Source organism: Colwellia sp. RE-S-Sl-9 (assembly GCF_048296855.1).
In the GTDB taxonomy this organism is placed as follows: domain Bacteria; phylum Pseudomonadota; class Gammaproteobacteria; order Enterobacterales; family Alteromonadaceae; genus Pseudocolwellia.
Window position 1 is genome coordinate 1278308 of sequence record NZ_CP182631.1, and the last position, 16531, is coordinate 1294838.

At 35.1% G+C, this 16531-nt stretch carries 15 protein-coding genes and 1 riboswitch; of the genes, 3 read left to right on the forward strand and 12 right to left on the reverse strand.

What is annotated here, in order from left to right; genetic code table 11:
- Positions 1-191 precede the first annotated feature (191 nt).
- Positions 192-1196, forward strand: coding sequence for a type I glyceraldehyde-3-phosphate dehydrogenase (gene gap, locus ACM9HF_RS05565; RefSeq protein ID WP_473615366.1), 1005 nt, complete (start codon positions 192-194; stop codon positions 1194-1196).
- Positions 1197-1351: 155 nt separating this feature from the next.
- Here gap and ACM9HF_RS05570 read toward each other — a convergent pair whose 3' ends face one another.
- The 5 genes from ACM9HF_RS05570 to zwf are packed head-to-tail and all read right to left on the reverse strand — an operon-like array spanning position 1352 to position 6974.
- Complete coding sequence (locus ACM9HF_RS05570) at positions 1352-1999, reverse strand: bifunctional 4-hydroxy-2-oxoglutarate aldolase/2-dehydro-3-deoxy-phosphogluconate aldolase (protein ID WP_473615370.1); 648 nt, start codon at positions 1997-1999, stop codon at positions 1352-1354.
- 9 nt (positions 2000-2008) lie between these two features.
- Positions 2009-2983 (reverse strand): glucokinase, encoded by a 975-nt coding sequence (locus ACM9HF_RS05575; RefSeq protein ID WP_473615372.1) that lies wholly within the window; start codon positions 2981-2983, stop codon positions 2009-2011.
- Between the two features lie 2 nt (positions 2984-2985).
- Positions 2986-4806 (reverse strand): phosphogluconate dehydratase, encoded by a 1821-nt coding sequence (edd, locus tag ACM9HF_RS05580; RefSeq protein WP_473615375.1) that lies wholly within the window; start codon positions 4804-4806, stop codon positions 2986-2988.
- 3 nt (positions 4807-4809) lie between these two features.
- Positions 4810-5505, reverse strand: a complete 696-nt coding sequence (pgl, locus tag ACM9HF_RS05585; protein ID WP_473615378.1) for a 6-phosphogluconolactonase — start codon at positions 5503-5505, stop codon at positions 4810-4812.
- Positions 5505-6974 (reverse strand): glucose-6-phosphate dehydrogenase, encoded by a 1470-nt coding sequence (gene zwf / locus ACM9HF_RS05590; RefSeq protein ID WP_473615381.1) that lies wholly within the window; start codon positions 6972-6974, stop codon positions 5505-5507. Before zwf ends, pgl begins: the two co-directional genes overlap by 1 nt.
- A 302-nt stretch (positions 6975-7276) precedes the next feature.
- Between zwf and ACM9HF_RS05595 the strand changes: the two genes are divergently transcribed.
- Both ACM9HF_RS05595 and pyk read left to right on the forward strand, forming a co-directional pair.
- On the forward strand, positions 7277-8125 hold the full coding sequence (locus ACM9HF_RS05595) for a MurR/RpiR family transcriptional regulator (RefSeq protein WP_473615385.1): 849 nt from the start codon (positions 7277-7279) through the stop codon (positions 8123-8125).
- A gap of 48 nt (positions 8126-8173) precedes the next feature.
- On the forward strand, positions 8174-9625 hold the full coding sequence (pyk, locus tag ACM9HF_RS05600) for a pyruvate kinase (protein WP_473615389.1): 1452 nt from the start codon (positions 8174-8176) through the stop codon (positions 9623-9625).
- A gap of 182 nt (positions 9626-9807) precedes the next feature.
- Here pyk and ACM9HF_RS05605 read toward each other — a convergent pair whose 3' ends face one another.
- From ACM9HF_RS05605 to ACM9HF_RS05635, 7 genes are all read right to left on the reverse strand, one after another.
- Complete coding sequence (locus ACM9HF_RS05605) at positions 9808-10632, reverse strand: LytR/AlgR family response regulator transcription factor (protein ID WP_473615392.1); 825 nt, start codon at positions 10630-10632, stop codon at positions 9808-9810.
- Entirely contained in the window at positions 10629-11711 is a 1083-nt protein-coding gene (locus tag ACM9HF_RS05610) for a sensor histidine kinase (RefSeq protein ID WP_473615396.1), read from the reverse strand. The genes ACM9HF_RS05605 and ACM9HF_RS05610 overlap by 4 nt, the downstream gene beginning before the upstream one ends.
- A 77-nt stretch (positions 11712-11788) precedes the next feature.
- Positions 11789-12646, reverse strand: a complete 858-nt coding sequence (locus ACM9HF_RS05615; protein ID WP_473615400.1) for a hypothetical protein — start codon at positions 12644-12646, stop codon at positions 11789-11791.
- A 46-nt stretch (positions 12647-12692) separates the two neighbouring features.
- Positions 12693-13316, reverse strand: a complete 624-nt coding sequence (gene pnuC / locus ACM9HF_RS05620) for a nicotinamide riboside transporter PnuC (RefSeq protein WP_473615403.1) — start codon at positions 13314-13316, stop codon at positions 12693-12695.
- Between the two features lie 27 nt (positions 13317-13343).
- On the reverse strand, positions 13344-13610 hold the full coding sequence (locus ACM9HF_RS05625) for a YkoF family thiamine/hydroxymethylpyrimidine-binding protein (RefSeq protein ID WP_473615404.1): 267 nt from the start codon (positions 13608-13610) through the stop codon (positions 13344-13346).
- Between the two features lie 119 nt (positions 13611-13729).
- Positions 13730-15877, reverse strand: coding sequence for a TonB-dependent receptor (locus ACM9HF_RS05630; RefSeq protein ID WP_473615406.1), 2148 nt, complete (start codon positions 15875-15877; stop codon positions 13730-13732).
- 45 nt (positions 15878-15922) lie between these two features.
- Positions 15923-16045, reverse strand: a riboswitch (TPP riboswitch).
- 115 nt (positions 16046-16160) lie between these two features.
- A complete protein-coding gene (locus ACM9HF_RS05635) occupies positions 16161-16511 on the reverse strand; it encodes an HIT domain-containing protein (protein WP_473615409.1) in 351 nt (116 codons plus the stop codon).
- Positions 16512-16531: the final 20 nt, after the last annotated feature.

Here is a 16531-nt window from a genome sequence, read left to right on the forward strand (position 1 = left end):
ACTTTTAAAATAGAAAAATAAAACCATAAATTACACGTTATTTTGTTAAAAAAACATTAAATACATCCCTCAAATTTATGACGTAAATTAATAAAATGATCACATGTTTTTTCATCGAAAATGTAAGTTTTACTTGAATTTTTCTCAAAATGATGTAATTTTACTACATTATTGTTATTTAGGATTAGATTATGACTATTAGAGTAGGTATTAACGGTTTTGGCCGTATTGGCCGTTTCGTATTTAGAGCAGCAGCAGAAAGAAATGATATTGAAGTTGTTGGTATTAATGATTTGATTGATGTTGACTACATGGCTTACATGCTTAAATATGACTCAACTCATGGTCGTTTTAAAGGGACTGTTGAAGTAGAAGACGGTAACTTAGTAGTAAATGGTAATACTATTCGTGTTACTGCAGTGCGTAATCCTGAAGAGTTAAAGTGGAACGACATTGACGTTGACGTTGTTGTTGAGTCTACAGGTTTATTCTTAACAGATGAAACAGCTCGCAAACATATCACTGCTGGTGCGAAAAAAGTAATTTTATCTGCTCCTTCTAAAGATGACACGCCTATGTTTGTATCGGGTGTTAACTTTGATAAATACGAAGGCCAAGACATCGTTTCTAACGCGTCATGTACCACTAACTGCCTAGCACCTATCGCTAAAGTATTAAACGATAAATGGGGCATTGCTGACGGTTTAATGACTACAGTACATGCAACAACTGCTACACAAAAAACAGTTGATAGCCCTTCTGCTAAAGATTGGCGTGGTGGTCGTGGTGCTGGTCAAAACATCATTCCATCATCGACTGGTGCAGCAAAAGCTGTTGGTAAAGTAATTCCTGAGCTTAACGGCAAATTAACAGGTATGGCTTTCCGTGTTCCTACTCCTGATGTTTCAGTAGTAGATTTAACGGTTAACTTAAAAACTCCAGCAACTTATGCAGAAATCTGTTCAGCAATGAAAGAAGCTTCTGAAGGCGCATTAAAAGGTGTTTTAGGTTACACAGAAGATCAAGTTGTTTCTAACGACTTTGTTGGTGAAATCTGTACTTCAGTATTCGACGCTAAAGCGGGTATCGCATTAACTGATACGTTTGTTAAAGTAGTTTCATGGTACGACAATGAAATTGGTTACTCTAACAAAGTTCTTGATTTAGCAGCGCACGTAATTAACTACAACAAGTAGTTATTACAACTAAAGTTTTGCTATAACAGGCATTACCGCTAATAAATGAAATGAAGCCAAGCAATGCTTGGCTTTTTTGTATCTATTTTACAGACATAAATTTACAGACATAAAAAAACCAAGCATTGCTTGGTTTTTATCACTCTACATAAATATTATTTAACGTGAGCTAGTGCTTGGCCTGCTAAATCAGTAATTGCTGACCAGTTTTTATTAGCAATAATTTCGTCTGATACTAACCAAGAACCACCACAACAAGCAACATTAGGTAGCGCTAAATAATCACGTATGTTGTTAATGTTAATGCCACCAGTTGGACAGAATTTAATATCAGGGAATGGACCACCAATTGATTGCAATGCTTTAACACCACCAGATGCTTCAGCAGGGAAGAATTTAAGGTGATCGTAACCGTAGTCAATACCATCCATAAGTTCTGAAATAGATGAAATACCAGGGATTAAAGCAATATCACCTTCTTTACCTGCTTGTAATAAGTCTTTTGTTAAACCAGGACTTATTGCAAATTTTGCTCCCGCGTCTTGACACTGTTGTAGCATAGCTCTATTTGTTACTGTGCCAGCACCAACAACAGCTTCAGGTAGTTCTTTAGCAATAATGCTAATAACATCTAATGCTGCGGGGGTTCTTAAAGTAACTTCTAATACCTTAACATTTGCAGCAAGAAGAGCTTCTGCAATTGGTAAAGCGTCAGCTACATCTTTAATAACAAGTACTGGAACAATCGGTCCCATGGCAAAAAGATCTTTTGGCGATACTTGCCAATTATTTGATAACGTCATAATTTCTCTTTATACAGTTTTTAAGGTTAGTTTTTGGCAAATAAAAGCAGTTGCACCAAGTAGGCCAGGTTGTGGCTCGGTGATCACAAATGTTGGTATCGCTTGATTAAATGCTTCAAACCTACCCTTTGCTTCAAAACGGCTTCTAAAGTTACTATTTTTAATATATTCGATAAATCGAGGCACTATACCCCCAGCGATATAAACGCCACCGAAACTTGCTAAAGTTAACGACAAGTTACCAGCAAAGCTTCCTAATATTTCACAAAATTTATCTAATGTTTCTTTACACACTTCACATTCATTGTTGATTGCTTTTTGTGTAATATCTTTAGCTTCTAATGCTTCAGGTTCAAGCCCTTTGATAGACATTAGTGCTTGATAAATCTGTTGAATTCCTAATCCTGAAAGTACTTGCTCGTAAGAAACATGCTTGTACTTTTTAAGTAAAAAATTAAGAATTTTTATTTCTGTTTCATCAGTAGGAGCGAAGTCAACATGACCGCCCTCACCACCTAAACTCACCCATTGCCCATTTACGTTAACAACGTTAGCAACACCTAAACCTGTGCCGGGGCCGCAGATTGAAATAGGTTTACCTTGTACAACATCGCCTGTACCAAGTTGAACCTTTTGTTCGTTATTTAATAACGGAACAGCATGAGCAATTGCGGTGTAATCGTTAATGAAATACATGTGAGTTAAATTTAACGTTTCTTGAAGTTCTTTTTTAGAAAACTTCCACGGTAAATTTGTCATTGACATTAAATCATTATCAACGGGGCAAGCTATTGCAAAACAAGCATTAAGTTCAGCATTACTTGTATCAATTTCTGATAAGTAATCTTGAATAATTTCAGCTAAACCAGAAAATTGATTACATTGATATAACTTCAGGTTACTGATATTGCCTTCGATATCCGTGGTACCAATTCTTAAATTAGTACCTCCAATATCAGCAACTAAATTAATCGATGAACTCATTTTTAAACGTCCTGATCAAACAGTGAACAAGCTCCGGTATTAGCAGAACTTAATGATTTACGCATAAATCCAAATAGCTCACGACCTAAACCTTCATGATGACCATTCACTTGAAATTGCGCATTTTCACGTTTAGCCAGCTCTTCTTCGCTTACTAATAGTGTTAATTCACCAGTTTCACCGTTTAATAAAATCATATCGCCTGTTTGTACTTTAGCGATTAATCCACCGTCTAAAGCTTCTGGGCACAAATGAATTGCAGCAGGAACTTTACCTGAAGCGCCAGACATACGGCCATCAGTTAATAAAGCTACTTTAAAGCCTTTATCTTGTAATACACCTAAAGGAGGCGTTAATTTATGAAGCTCAGGCATTCCTCGAGCTTTAGGGCCTTGAAAACGAACAACAGCAACAAAATCTTTATCAAGCTCGCCTGATTGGAAAGCAGCATCAAGATCATTTTGATCTTCAAATACAACAGCAGGTGCTTTAACTATTTCACAACCCGGTCTTAAAGATGATGTTTTGATAACAGAAGTACCTAAGTTGCCTTTTAATACTTTTAAACCACCATCAGCTTTAAAGGGCTGAGCAACTGTAGCTATAACTTCTTTGTCGCTTGACTCAGTTGCGCCATCAACCCAAATTAACTCACCATCTTTTAATATAGGTTTTTGTGTATAACGTGTTAAACCACGTCCACAAATAGTTTCAACATCTTCATGTACTAGGCCGCCTTCAATAAGCTCTTTAAATAAAAGTGCCATACCACCTGATTGTTCAAAGTGGTTAATGTCTGCGTGTCCGTTAGGGTAAATACGAGTAATAAGCGGTACAGCATCTGAAATATCATTAAAATCTTGGAAATCAATGATAATACCCGCAGCACGAGCAAAAGCGATAATGTGCATAGTTAGGTTAGTAGAACCACCTGTAGCTGTTAACCCAACAATAGCGTTAACAATTGAACGTTCGTCAATCATTTCACCAATAGGCATGTAGTTGCCAGCTTGTTCGGTTAAACGAGTTACTTGACGTGCCGCAGCTTTGGTTAGCTCTTCACGTAACTGGGTATTTGGAGCAACAAATGAAGCACCTGGTAAATGTAATCCCATCACTTCAACAACAAGTTGATTTGAATTAGCAGTACCAAAAAAAGTACACGTTCCAGCACTATGATATGAAGCGGATTCAGCTTCTAGTAATTCTTCTTTACCTACTTCGCCTTTAGCAAATTTTTGGCGAACACGTACTTTTTCTTTATTGGGTATACCCGATGGCATAGGACCAGCAGGAACAAATACCGTGGGTAAGTGACCAAAAGTCATACTAGCGATCATTAAGCCTGGTACTATTTTATCGCAAATACCTAACATTAATGCGCCATCAAACATGTTGTGAGATAAACCAACAGCCGTAGCCATTGCTATAACGTCACGACTCATTAAGCTTAAGTCCATACCTGGTTGACCTTGTGTAACACCGTCACACATGGCAGGAACACCGCCAGCGAATTGTGCAACACCGCCAGTTTCAGAAACGGCAGCTTTAATAATATCAGGGTATGTTTGATAAGGTTGGTGCGCTGAAAGCATATCGTTATATGCTGAGATAATAGCAATATCTGAGTGATTCAAACCGCGTAATTTTTGCTTATCTTCTTTTCCACAAGCAGCAAAGCCATGGGCTAAATTACCACATGATAAACTCGCTCTGTGAACTGTAGTTGACTTGGCGGCTCTGATCTTTTTTAAATATGCACTTCTAGAGTTCTTACTTCGTTCTATTATGCGTTGAGTAATATCTACAATTTCTTTTTTCATGAACTATTCTGCCCAATATACTTGTGTAGTGACTTTTTGATCTTGTAAGAACGCTCTTATTGGCATTTCAAAAAAATCAGCTCCAGCATTAGCTTGCGCTAATACTGTTTTCTTACTTTCACCACACACATGTAAAATAATATTTTTACTTTGTATAAGATGAGAGAAAGTGAATGTAATACGATTATTAGGCGCTGTTTTAGGTACAACTTTCATTAGCGCATCAGTATTATTAAGTGATAAACCTTGCTCAATTTGATCACTACATGGAAATAATGATGCGGTGTGACCGTCTTCACCCATTCCTAGAATTAAAACATCTAGCGGTAATACACTTTCTTTAGCCGCAATATTTAGCTCTGTTAATGTGCTTTCAGATAACTGTTCTCCCTTTTTAATATGGAAGAATGTTGCAGCTTTTGCATTATTTTGTAATAAATTTTCATGTACTAAACGTGTATTACTTGCATCACTTTCAAAATCAACCCAACGCTCATCGGCCAAAGTAATCGTCACTTTATCCCAAGCTAAATCAATTTGTGATAAGGCTTTAAAAAAGCCCTTTGGTGTAGACCCACCTGATACAGCTAAACTCGCCTTACCTTTTTCCGCAATAGCTTTACTTAACTCATTAGCAACTTTAGTGGCCAATGCTTCATCTAATTCATTACGCGTATTAAAATCATTAACTTGTTGCATTATTCAACCCACTGTCTATCGTCACGAGCAATTAAAGAAATTGAAGATACCGGTCCCCAAGAACCTGCTGGATAAGGCTTAGGTGGTTCGTTACTTTCTTTCCATGCTTCAATAATACTGTCTGCCCATGTCCAAGCAGCTTCCACTTCGTCACGACTAACAAATAAAGATTGATTACCGTTAATAACTTCAAGCATTAAACGCTCATAGGCATCAACAACTCGTTCGTTTTTATAAGTATCTGAAAAACTTAAATCAAGTTTGTTTTCTTGAATGTGCATTTGTGATGCGATACCTGGAATTTTGTTCATCATTTGCAATTCAACACCTTCATCTGGCTGTAGACGAATAGTTAATTTATTTGCAGGCAACTCTGAATAGCTTTCTTTGAATATGTTATGTGGCTGCTCTTTAAAATGAACAACAATTTCACTGTGTTTAGCAGGCATTCTTTTACCAGTTCTTAAGTAGAACGGTACGCCAGCCCAACGCCAGTTATCTATTTCAACTTTAATAGCAACGAATGTTTCAGTGTTACTGTTTGCTTTAGCACCTTCTTCATTCAAATAACCAGGTACAGCGTTTCCATTTAAGAAACCATCAGCGTACTGACCACGAACTGTTTTGTCTTTAATGTTCATACGGTCAATAGGTACAAGTGCTTTAATTGCTTTTAACTTTTCAAGACGAATACTGTCAGCACTTAAATCAGCAGGAGGTTCCATTGCTAACAATGATAATATTTGTAGTAAATGGTTTTGGATCATATCACGCATTTGACCTGCGTCGTCGTAAAATCCCCAGCGCCCTTCTATACCTACACTTTCAGCAACAGTAATTTGTACATGATCAATACTGTTTCTGTCCCAGTTCGTTGTAAATAACGAATTAGCAAAACGTAATACAAGTAAATTAAGAACCGTTTCTTTACCGAGGTAATGATCAATACGATAAATTTGATTTTCTTTAAAGAAACGAGATACTTGATCATTAATAACTTTTGAAGATTCTAAACAATGACCAATAGGTTTTTCCATTACCACGCGATCTTTATCAGTAATTAGATTTGCAGCATATAAACCATCAGAAATGTCACCAAAAATAGCAGGAGCCGTTGAGAAATAGTAAACTCTTGTGTCATTAGCGCCTTTAAGTGTTTTTGCTAATTTATTAAACGAACTGGTTTCTTTAAAATCAAGTTGTTGATAAACCAAACGATTTAAGAAACGTTCTAAAACATCTTCATTAAGTCCTTCTTTAACAAACTTAGTAAGGTTTTCATTTACTAGACTAGCAAAGGCTTTTAAATCATGCTCTTGACGAGCAACACCTACAATACGACTTTCTGGGTTTAATAAGCCGGCACAATCTAATTGATACAATGCAGGTAATAATTTACGGCGAGATAAATCACCTAAAGCACCAAAAATAACGATTTCACTTGGTGCTTGGCTATCAAAATTATTCATATTATTACTTCTCTAATTCGTTTATTACTTATTAACCCTATTATAGCCCTAATTTAGCGTGTGCTAGCTCATCAGTAAAGAACTTTTTGTAATTTTATTACATTATCGAAAAACGACTTCCCCCCTTATCCTTGCACAATATTTTTACAAAAAAAGTTGAAGTTTCAATTAAATATTTGCCAATATTTAGCATTTTCTTTATATTAGTAATAATTATGAAATAAATTTTCATTTTTTCTGTTATCATTTAGAAAATAAATTACAGTTAGTTTATTAAAAATAAGATCTAGGGTTAGTAATTAATGAATATATTAGAAAAAATCGCCAATGAACTAGACACCTTTAGTAAGTCTGAACGCAAAGTCGCTGACGTTATACTTTCATCTCCTGGCACTGTGATACACGCAAGTATCGCAGCTTTAGCAAAACAAGCTAATATCAGTGAGCCTACTGTAAATAGATTTTGTCGTAGATTAGACACTAAGGGTTACCCTGATTTTAAATTACATTTAGCGCAAAGCCTCGCTAATGGTACACCCTATGTAAATAGACATGTTGATGAAAATGATTCGGCTGAAGAATACACAACCAAAATCTTTGAATCAACCATGGCTAACCTTGAACTTGCACGTAAAAGTTTAGACACATCAACCATTAATCGTTCTGTAGATATTCTCACTCAAGCTAATAAAATTTCATTTTTTGGTTTAGGTGCTTCAGCTGTTGTAGCACACGACGCATTAAATAAATTTTTTAGGTTTAATGTGCCTGTTGTTTATTTTGATGACATATTAATGCAACGTATGAGTGCTATAAATAGCCGACAAGGTGATGTTGTAGTAGTTATATCTCATACGGGACGCACTAAATCATTGGTTGAAGTGGCAAGTTTAGCCAAAGAAAATGATGCTACAGTTATTGGGATTACTTCTGCTGGCACTCCATTAGCTAAAGAATGTAACATCGTTTTATCTATCGATGATGCAGAAGATACTGATTTATATATGCCTATGGCGTCACGTATTGCTCAACTCACGTTGATTGATATATTAGCAACCGGTTTTACGTTAAGACGTGGCACTAAGTTTAGAGATAACCTTAAAAAAGTCAAAGACAGCTTAAGAAGCTCAAGATTTGATCGAAAAGAATAAAGATTTACCCTTACCAATTAATTTAATTTAAAAAAATTAAGGATTAAAATGCCTAGAAGAACGAAAATAGTTGCCACATTGGGTCCAGCAACTGAAAATAGAGAAGTATTAAAAAACGTTATAAAAGCGGGTGTTAATGTTGTAAGACTAAACTTTTCACACGGTACTGCTCAAGACCATATTGATCGTGCAAATACTGTACGTGAAATTTCTAAAGAACTAGGTGTATATGTTGGTATTTTAGGTGATTTACAAGGTCCTAAAATTCGCGTATCTACATTCAAAGATGGCCCAATCAAGCTAGCTGTTGGTGATAAATTTGAATTAAATGCTGAGTTAGGTAAAGGCGAAGGTACTCAAGAGAAAGTGGGTATCGACTACAAGAAATTACCCTTAGACGTAAACGTTGATGATATTTTATTACTCGATGACGGTCGTGTTCAGCTTAAAGTATTAAGTACTACAGATACACAAGTATTTACTGAAGTTACTGTTGGTGGCCCTTTATCAAATAATAAAGGTATTAACCGTCAAGGTGGTGGTTTAACAGCTCCAGCATTAACCGAAAAAGATAAAGCTGATATTTTAACTGCTGCTGAAATTGGTGTTGATTTCTTAGCTGTTTCTTTCCCACGTGATGCTGCTGATATGCGTTTAGCTCGTTCTCTTGCTGAAGCGGCTGGTTGTGATGCACTTTTAGTATCTAAAATTGAACGTGCCGAAGCAGTTAACGATGACCAAGTGTTAGATGATATTATTTTAGCATCTGATGTTGTTATGGTTGCTCGTGGTGATTTAGGTGTTGAAATTGGTGATGCTGCATTAGTAGGTAAACAAAAACATATTATTGCTAGAAGCCGTCAATTAAACAGAGCTGTAATTACTGCAACTCAAATGATGGAAACTATGATTGAACAGCCTATGCCGACTCGTGCGGAAGTTATGGATGTTTCAAATGCTGTATTAGATGGTACAGATGCAGTAATGCTTTCAGCTGAAACAGCAGCGGGTAAATACCCTGTAGAAACAGTTAAAGCAATGGCTGCTGTTTGTGTTGGTGCTGAAACTCATCGTTCTGTAAATAGTTCAAATCACCGCTTAGAGCTTAAGTTTACTGAAATTTCAGAAACTCTTGCTTTATCTGCTATGTATGCCGCTAACCATTTAGATGGCGTTAAAGCAATTATTGCCCTTACAGAGTCAGGACAAACAAGTAAAATAATGTCTCGTATTACTTCTGGCTTACCGATTTACTCTGTTTCAAGACACAGTAAAACGCTAACAAGATCGGCTATTTATCGTGGTGTTTACCCTGTACAGTTTGACTCTACTTCTTGTGGTAACGATACTTTGTCAACTGAAACTCTTAAAATGGTTATTGGTAAATCAGAATTAAAAGTGGGCGATAAAATAATATTTACTCACGGCGATTCAATGGAAACTGTTGGTGCAACAAATACACTTAAGATATTAACAGTAGAAGAAAAACACTTAGGTTAATTAATTATTTAACCTATTTAATAGATAATAAAAAAGGTAGCCTCTGAGCTACCTTTTTTATTATCTTTATTTCAAAAGTACTACAAATATACCCGATATAATCGATATATTCGTAATGTTTTGATCGCAAACCTTTTGTTAAATTATCAAAATTATGTAATAAATTACATTTTTGTAATCAATTACGAATTAACAATACTTTTTACTTTATCTTTATAACTTCGACTTACCTTCAACTCTTTGTCGTTACTCATTACAAGATAATATTCACCATTAAGCTGGCTACAAAATTTACTGATATAATTTTTGTTAACCATGGTTGAACGATGACTACGAATAAAAATTCTAGGATCTAAACTTTCTTCTAATTGCTTCATTGTTTGTCGAAGAATGTGGGTTTCCGTTGCTGTATGCACACACATGTAATCACCTGCGGCATCTATCCATAAAATATTTTTAACAGGTACTCTACTCACTTCCCCTGCATCTTTTATCGCAAGTACATCAGAGTAATGATTAAAATGAATCGGCTTGTTGTTTTCTATCGCTTCTAAAATATCTTGGCTTGTATTACCCGTAACATCGCTCACGAGTTGGGCTAGTTTTAATTTTTGTTCAGCGTTATCTTTATTAGCAATACGTTCTCTAATTTTTTCTAATGCATTTTCAATTCGCACATCGTCAGCAGGTTTTAATAAATAATCTTGGGCGTGTATTTCAAAAGCTTTTAATGCATATTCTTCAAATGCAGTAACAAAGACAACAATAGGCATAGATAAGTTTTGAACAATAATTTCATTAACAACTTCAAACCCATTTAAACCCGGCATTTTTATATCAATAAACATTAAATCTGGCTTATGTGTTTTAATCGCTTCAAGCGCCTCTCGGCCATTACTACAATCTTTGATAATATTGATGTCTTTATGTTCTGCTAGCCTAACCATTAACCCTTTTCTGGCGAGCGGTTCATCGTCTACAACAATAGTGGATAAAACTTGTGTCATATTTCAGCTTCAACTTGGAGAGGAATTCTTATACTTACTTTAACACCTTTTGGCATATTGTTGGACACAATAAGAGAATAATCATTGTCAAATAATGCCTGTAAGCGTTCACGTGTATTAACAAGCCCTATGCCGTTTTCACGATGTAGGTTGTTATTAATAATAACAGCACCGGGGCCATCATCAGATAATTCTATGAATAGGTATTGACCAATAGCTTTTACGGCAACAGAGATAGTACCACCTTCTTCCTGTACCGATATCGCATGTTTAATGGCATTTTCGGCTATAGGTTGTAAAATCATACTTGGTACAAGAGCATTATTGCAGTTTTCATCTATATCAAAAACAACCTGTAAACGCTCTTCAAATCTTACCTTCTCTATATCTAAATAAAGTGTAAGTACTTGAATTTCGCTTTCAAGTGTTACTTTTTTCATTGGATCTTTATCTAAAGTATAGCGTAAAAAATCACTTAATTTAGTCACCATCGCATTAGCGACAATATTGTCTTTCACTAATATTAATGTAGAAATAGCATTAAGGGTGTTAAATAAAAAATGAGGGTTCAATTGATATCTCAACATTTTAAGTTGAGCTTGATGAGCTTCCGTATTAGCTGTTAATACATTTTGTTTTTCGTTTTGAAGCATTTGATAATATTTAAGACCAAAATATAAAACACTCCAACTAATCACTATATAAAACGACCATAAACTGAATTTAGTATAATAAATCAAGTATTCAGGACGATAACCATGTTGGTATATTTCCCAATAATTTAAATTTTTAATTACCTGCCAAATTACACCCGTTACAAATGAAACAACAATAAGGCTTAACGCGATTTGAATAGGTTTGAAATTCCAAACGTATCTATATATATAACGTAACGGTACAGTTAACATCCAACCAGAATAGGCATTAAGAAAAACGATAACAATAAAAATATCACGTAAATCGTGTAGTAAAGACCCTAAATAATGAACCAAAGCAAAGCCAAACCAACCAATAGTATGCATTAGCCAAAATAGTTTATCTTTATCTCTTATTAGGCTTTTCCAATTCACGAAAAACATCTCTATTTTATTATATAATTTATTATGCGGCAGGATTAATGGCGCTGCACGGTAATTAGACGTAACATTTTAGCGCCTTATCTCATAATGCTTTTTAAAGGCATCTCACTAGGCCAGATAAGGTCAAACAAATGAAATTGCTTAGCCGCTAATGTACGAAAATTTATTATTTTAGATTCATTCATAGTTTCCTCTACTTTCTCAATATACCACAAGCCATTAAGAAGATAAGAATATAATAAATAAGTGTTTAGGCTTTTTATATTAATGCCCTCATTAGGATTTAATGCTTGATACACTTTAAGCGCATAGCTTTGCTCATCAGCAGTAAGTAAGTTAATCGCAAAGAACATCGCTATTTCAAATTCTTTTTCCGCTAAACATGCGCATTCAAAGTCAATTAGCCAAGCCCTGCTATTTGCCATAATAATATTAGAAAAATTAATATCGCTATGACAAACCACGTAGTTATTACCAAACGGTGTTGGGAGTTTACAGAGTAATGCTTGTATATGATCTTTTTGAACATTAGAAAAACAAGAATTATTGACTATACGGGTAATGATCTTTGTTATGTTTAATAACGGTAAGGTAACTTTCAATGAATGGCATTGCTTCATCAAATCAAGTGCAATGCCTATTTTATCGGGCATTGAAGCACCACTTCTATCTAATGTTTCACCATAAACAAACTCATTTACTAACCAATCATTGGCTGCGTAAATAACCCTAGGTGACAATGCTATATGGGAAGCTGCTTTTGATGTTTTCAGTTCATTTTCAAAAAATGATAAATTATCGTTATATTTAACAAAGTAGCTTTTATCGTCATGTTTAACTTCAAAACATAAACTACTTTGTCCAGCTTCGATACGATTAATAATTAGTGAAGATGGGTTATGAAGTGCTACAAAACACGGTAGCGCCTTTATCATTTCGCATAATTGGTTATGGTTATAAATATATTTCACCATGAGTAATTTAATTAAATAATTCAGAATGGGTCATATCATCCCCCTTATATTCTCGTCGCCAAATATAATACCCATAAGCGGCAATTAATATAAACACGCCAAATAAGAAGGCTGTAGGCGTTAGACCTTTTTCTACATATAAATAAATAGAAACCGCGTCAATAACAATCCAATACAGCCAGTTTTCAATCACTTTTTGTGCAACTAGATAGGTTGAGAAAACAGCAAAAACAGTAGTCGCGCTGTCTAAATAAGGAAAGTCTGTTGGGGTATATTTATCCATAAAAAAACCAACACCTAAAGAAACAATACCCAGTATTGCTATAGAAATTAAATGCGTTTTAGCTGAGTATGTTTTCAGTTGAATACTGTTACTATGAAAATCATCGGTAGTTTTATTCCAACAATACCAACCGTAAAAAGCCATTCCCATGTAATACACTTGCAGAAAGCTATCCATCCATAAATAAAATTTATAAAACAAAAAAGTATAAATAGCGGTACTTATAAAAGCTGCCGGCCAACACCAAATGTTTTTTTTAGCGGCAAGTATCACATAAGCGAGTGAAGTAAAAACAGCAGCTAGTTCTAGAAAAGACAATGTTGAATAATAATTTAAAATAACGTCCATTAAAACTTACCCATTATAAGTTGATCATTACAATTCAGCTTCCACTTCTGATCTATTTCCGCCAATAAACTTACAAACAAATACGGCGGCATCAACACTATGGTGAACTTTTTTAATTTCAGACATAACATGATGTACGGCTAAATCGTAATCTCCAAACACTTGCGTGCTCATACCATTAGTAACAACGTTTAAACCATCAACCTCACGAAGTTTTTTAATAAAGTCCCATATTTCTTTCTTAAAGTTTTCTTCTGCTAATGGGTATAAACTTATTTCTATTGATATTTCCATTTTATTTATCTCTTATTCATTTTTTATTAAGCGAGCTATCAGTAATAATATACCGTTTATAGCTCGCTCTAATACTTCTGTTTTTCAACTAAATACTCTTTAAGTATATGTTTATTAAATTAAAAATCATAATTAAATGTAACACCAAAAACGGCAGGTTCACCTAACTGAGTGTAGCCAGATGTTGTATAACCATCGCGTGGATCATTCGGAAATTCAAAACCACGCACTTGGTATTCTTCATCTGTTATATTTCGTGCCCATACACTTACATTCCATTCGTCTTGAGAATAAGTGATTGATGCATTTAACAATTCATAAGCATTTGATTCTTTATCATGACTATCTGAGAAGTAAAAAGAATCTTTACCCTCTATCGATACATTTAATAATAAATTTTCTGTTATCGCGTAATTAGCGCCGATGTTAAATTGATATGACGGCGCGTGCGCTTGCTCACGACCTGATAACGATTTTATTCCATCTTCAGTTTGATATGAAAAGTCTTCATATTCAGTATCAAGTAAACCTAATGAACCATATATATCTAATGTATCTGTTGCTTGCCAACCTGACTCTATTTCTATACCTAAATTTTTACCTTGCGAGGCATTAGAAAGAAATTCAATAAATTCGCCTGCTTGTTCTACTTGATATGAAATTTTCACCTGAACGTCTTTGCGGTCCATATAAAAAGCGGCAGCTCTTAAATAAGCGTCGCCATCAAGGTAGGTGGCTTTAAAACCAAGTTCGTAGTTCATCACAAATTCAGGATCAAATTCACGCTGATTATCTTCGAGGGTTCCGTCGGTATTTACCCCTCCAGCTTTATAACCACGATTGATAGATGCATAAATTAAACTATCTTGCGTTTGATATGACAGAACAATTTTACCACCTATCATAGTGTCTGATGGTTTAGCAGAGAAGTTTGTTGAATTTTCATAATCTGCTTCACGATTTTCAACACGTAAGCCTGTTGTTAAAGTAACATTTTCTGTTAATACGGTGGCTAACTCTGCATATGCTGCCAGTGTTTCTGTATCAAAAGTTGACGAGAAGTCGCTGTCGTATGTATAAATACGCGTTAAATCTGATGTTTCTTGTTTATAGTAAACACCAGTAACCCAAGAGGTTGAACCATCAAATATTTCATCACCTTCTTTAGAAGTAGCACGTAACTCTAACGTTTGTGTTTCTTTTTCTCTAAAGTAATAATCTGTCGATGAATAACCATCAACTTCAGCTAAACAACCTGTAGGTGTAATACATGGATCAGGGAAATAAAGACCATTATCCCAATCATCTGCATTGTATTCATATTCACCATACGCCCAATCTTCATCATAGCCGTAACCAAGATCGCTATTTGCGTAACTCGCTATAAGCACTACATCAGCACTATCCAAGCCTTTATAATTGAATGTAGAAGCAATAGCCGTTGTTTCTTGTGTATCAAAACCAGGCTGGTCTGAGTAAGTTGTGCGGTTGTTGTCTAGTGAAAAAGCATCGTAACCATTATCAAAATCAAAATGCATAACAGTTAAATCAATCGATAAGTCTTTAGAGGCTTCAATAGCTAATTTACCACGAAGGCTTAATTCATCACGGTTATTTACGTCGTCACGATTCAAATAAATGTTATCAATAAAACCATCACTGTTATATTGTTCAGCCGCTAAACGGTATTTAACTTTATCGCTAGCAGGCCCAGAAAGAACAATGCCAGCACCTTTACTACCATAATTTCCCAAGGTCACTTTAACAGCACCTTCAAATGAATCACTCGGTGCATTAGTTTCAATATTAATAATACCCGCTAATGCATTAGCACCAAAGCGTGTGCCTTGTGGGCCACGAAAAACTTCGGTTTGTGCAACATCAAAAAGAGAAGAAACACTACCTATACCGGTAAATTCAACATTATCAATAATTACACCAACAGAAGGATTGATGGGTTCGCTGAATTGACTACGTTCACCAATACCACGTATTTGATAATAGCGTGCTCGTTGTGAGCCACTTGAAAAATTAACGTTAGGTGTTAATGCTAAAACTTCTTCTAAATTTTGAGCATTACGGCGCTTTATATCTTCTTCAGATAGTATGCTAATCGCGTTAGGGATTTTTTGAAGACTAGTTTCTCTGAAATCACCTTTTACGGTAATCACTTCTATAGAAGTCGTGTTTGCTTCTTCGGCAAAACTCGTTTGAGAAAATAAAACAGAAGATATCGCTAAAGCGATTGTAGATAGTTGGTTTGTCATTTGGTTCTCATATAAATATAAAATATGGAACCAGCGCATTTAATGGCGGTGTAAAATTCCCATTCCTACGCTGGCATTATCCAGTTCAGGTTCGAGGGTTTGTGCATTACACATCTCAGCAAATACGTTAACGTTAGTTAAATTGTATTCGCACCCCTTGGTTTGGCGTGAATTTTAACAATATTTAAACGAATGTACAGTGAAGAAGAAGGTAAACGAGGAGTTATATAGCATTTTATTATGTATCTCATAATAAAATGCTATTAGATAGGAGAATAAACGATTAAATAGAAAGCATTTTACCTAAGGGTTCGCCGCCAACTAAGTGCATATGAATATGATAAACCTCTTGGCCACCATGTTTATTACAATTCATAATTAAACGGTATCCGTCTTCATCAATCCCTTCTTCCTTTGCCAACTTTCTAGCAACACTGAACATTCGCCCAAGAGCAAGTTCATCATCTTCAGTGACATCGTTCACCGTAGGAATTAACTTATTAGGAATAATAAGTATATGACTTTTAGCTTGCGGTGAAATATCTCTAAAAGCGGTAACAAGATCGTCTTGATATAACAAAGGCGTTGGTATTTCTTGTCTAACTATTTTAGAAAATATGGTTTCTTCGGACATTATAATTCCTATCAATATTA

Bases quoted from the DNA above. Each gene is read 5' to 3' on its own strand.
- gap (WP_473615366.1), top strand. From the start codon at position 192: ATGACTATTAGAGTAGGTATTAACGGTTTTGGCCGTATTGGCCGTTTC.
- ACM9HF_RS05570 (WP_473615370.1), bottom strand. From the start codon at position 1,999: ATGACGTTATCAAATAATTGGCAAGTATCGCCAAAAGATCTTTTTGCC.
- ACM9HF_RS05575 (WP_473615372.1), bottom strand. From the start codon at position 2,983: ATGAGTTCATCGATTAATTTAGTTGCTGATATTGGAGGTACTAATTTA.
- edd (WP_473615375.1), bottom strand. From the start codon at position 4,806: ATGAAAAAAGAAATTGTAGATATTACTCAACGCATAATAGAACGAAGT.
- pgl (WP_473615378.1), bottom strand. From the start codon at position 5,505: ATGCAACAAGTTAATGATTTTAATACGCGTAATGAATTAGATGAAGCA.
- zwf (WP_473615381.1), bottom strand. From the start codon at position 6,974: ATGAATAATTTTGATAGCCAAGCACCAAGTGAAATCGTTATTTTTGGT.
- ACM9HF_RS05595 (WP_473615385.1), top strand. From the start codon at position 7,277: ATGAATATATTAGAAAAAATCGCCAATGAACTAGACACCTTTAGTAAG.
- pyk (WP_473615389.1), top strand. From the start codon at position 8,174: ATGCCTAGAAGAACGAAAATAGTTGCCACATTGGGTCCAGCAACTGAA.
- ACM9HF_RS05605 (WP_473615392.1), bottom strand. From the start codon at position 10,632: ATGACACAAGTTTTATCCACTATTGTTGTAGACGATGAACCGCTCGCC.
- ACM9HF_RS05610 (WP_473615396.1), bottom strand. From the start codon at position 11,711: ATGTTTTTCGTGAATTGGAAAAGCCTAATAAGAGATAAAGATAAACTA.
- ACM9HF_RS05615 (WP_473615400.1), bottom strand. From the start codon at position 12,646: ATGATAAAGGCGCTACCGTGTTTTGTAGCACTTCATAACCCATCTTCA.
- pnuC (WP_473615403.1), bottom strand. From the start codon at position 13,316: ATGGACGTTATTTTAAATTATTATTCAACATTGTCTTTTCTAGAACTA.
- ACM9HF_RS05625 (WP_473615404.1), bottom strand. From the start codon at position 13,610: ATGGAAATATCAATAGAAATAAGTTTATACCCATTAGCAGAAGAAAAC.
- ACM9HF_RS05630 (WP_473615406.1), bottom strand. From the start codon at position 15,877: ATGACAAACCAACTATCTACAATCGCTTTAGCGATATCTTCTGTTTTA.
- ACM9HF_RS05635 (WP_473615409.1), bottom strand. From the start codon at position 16,511: ATGTCCGAAGAAACCATATTTTCTAAAATAGTTAGACAAGAAATACCA.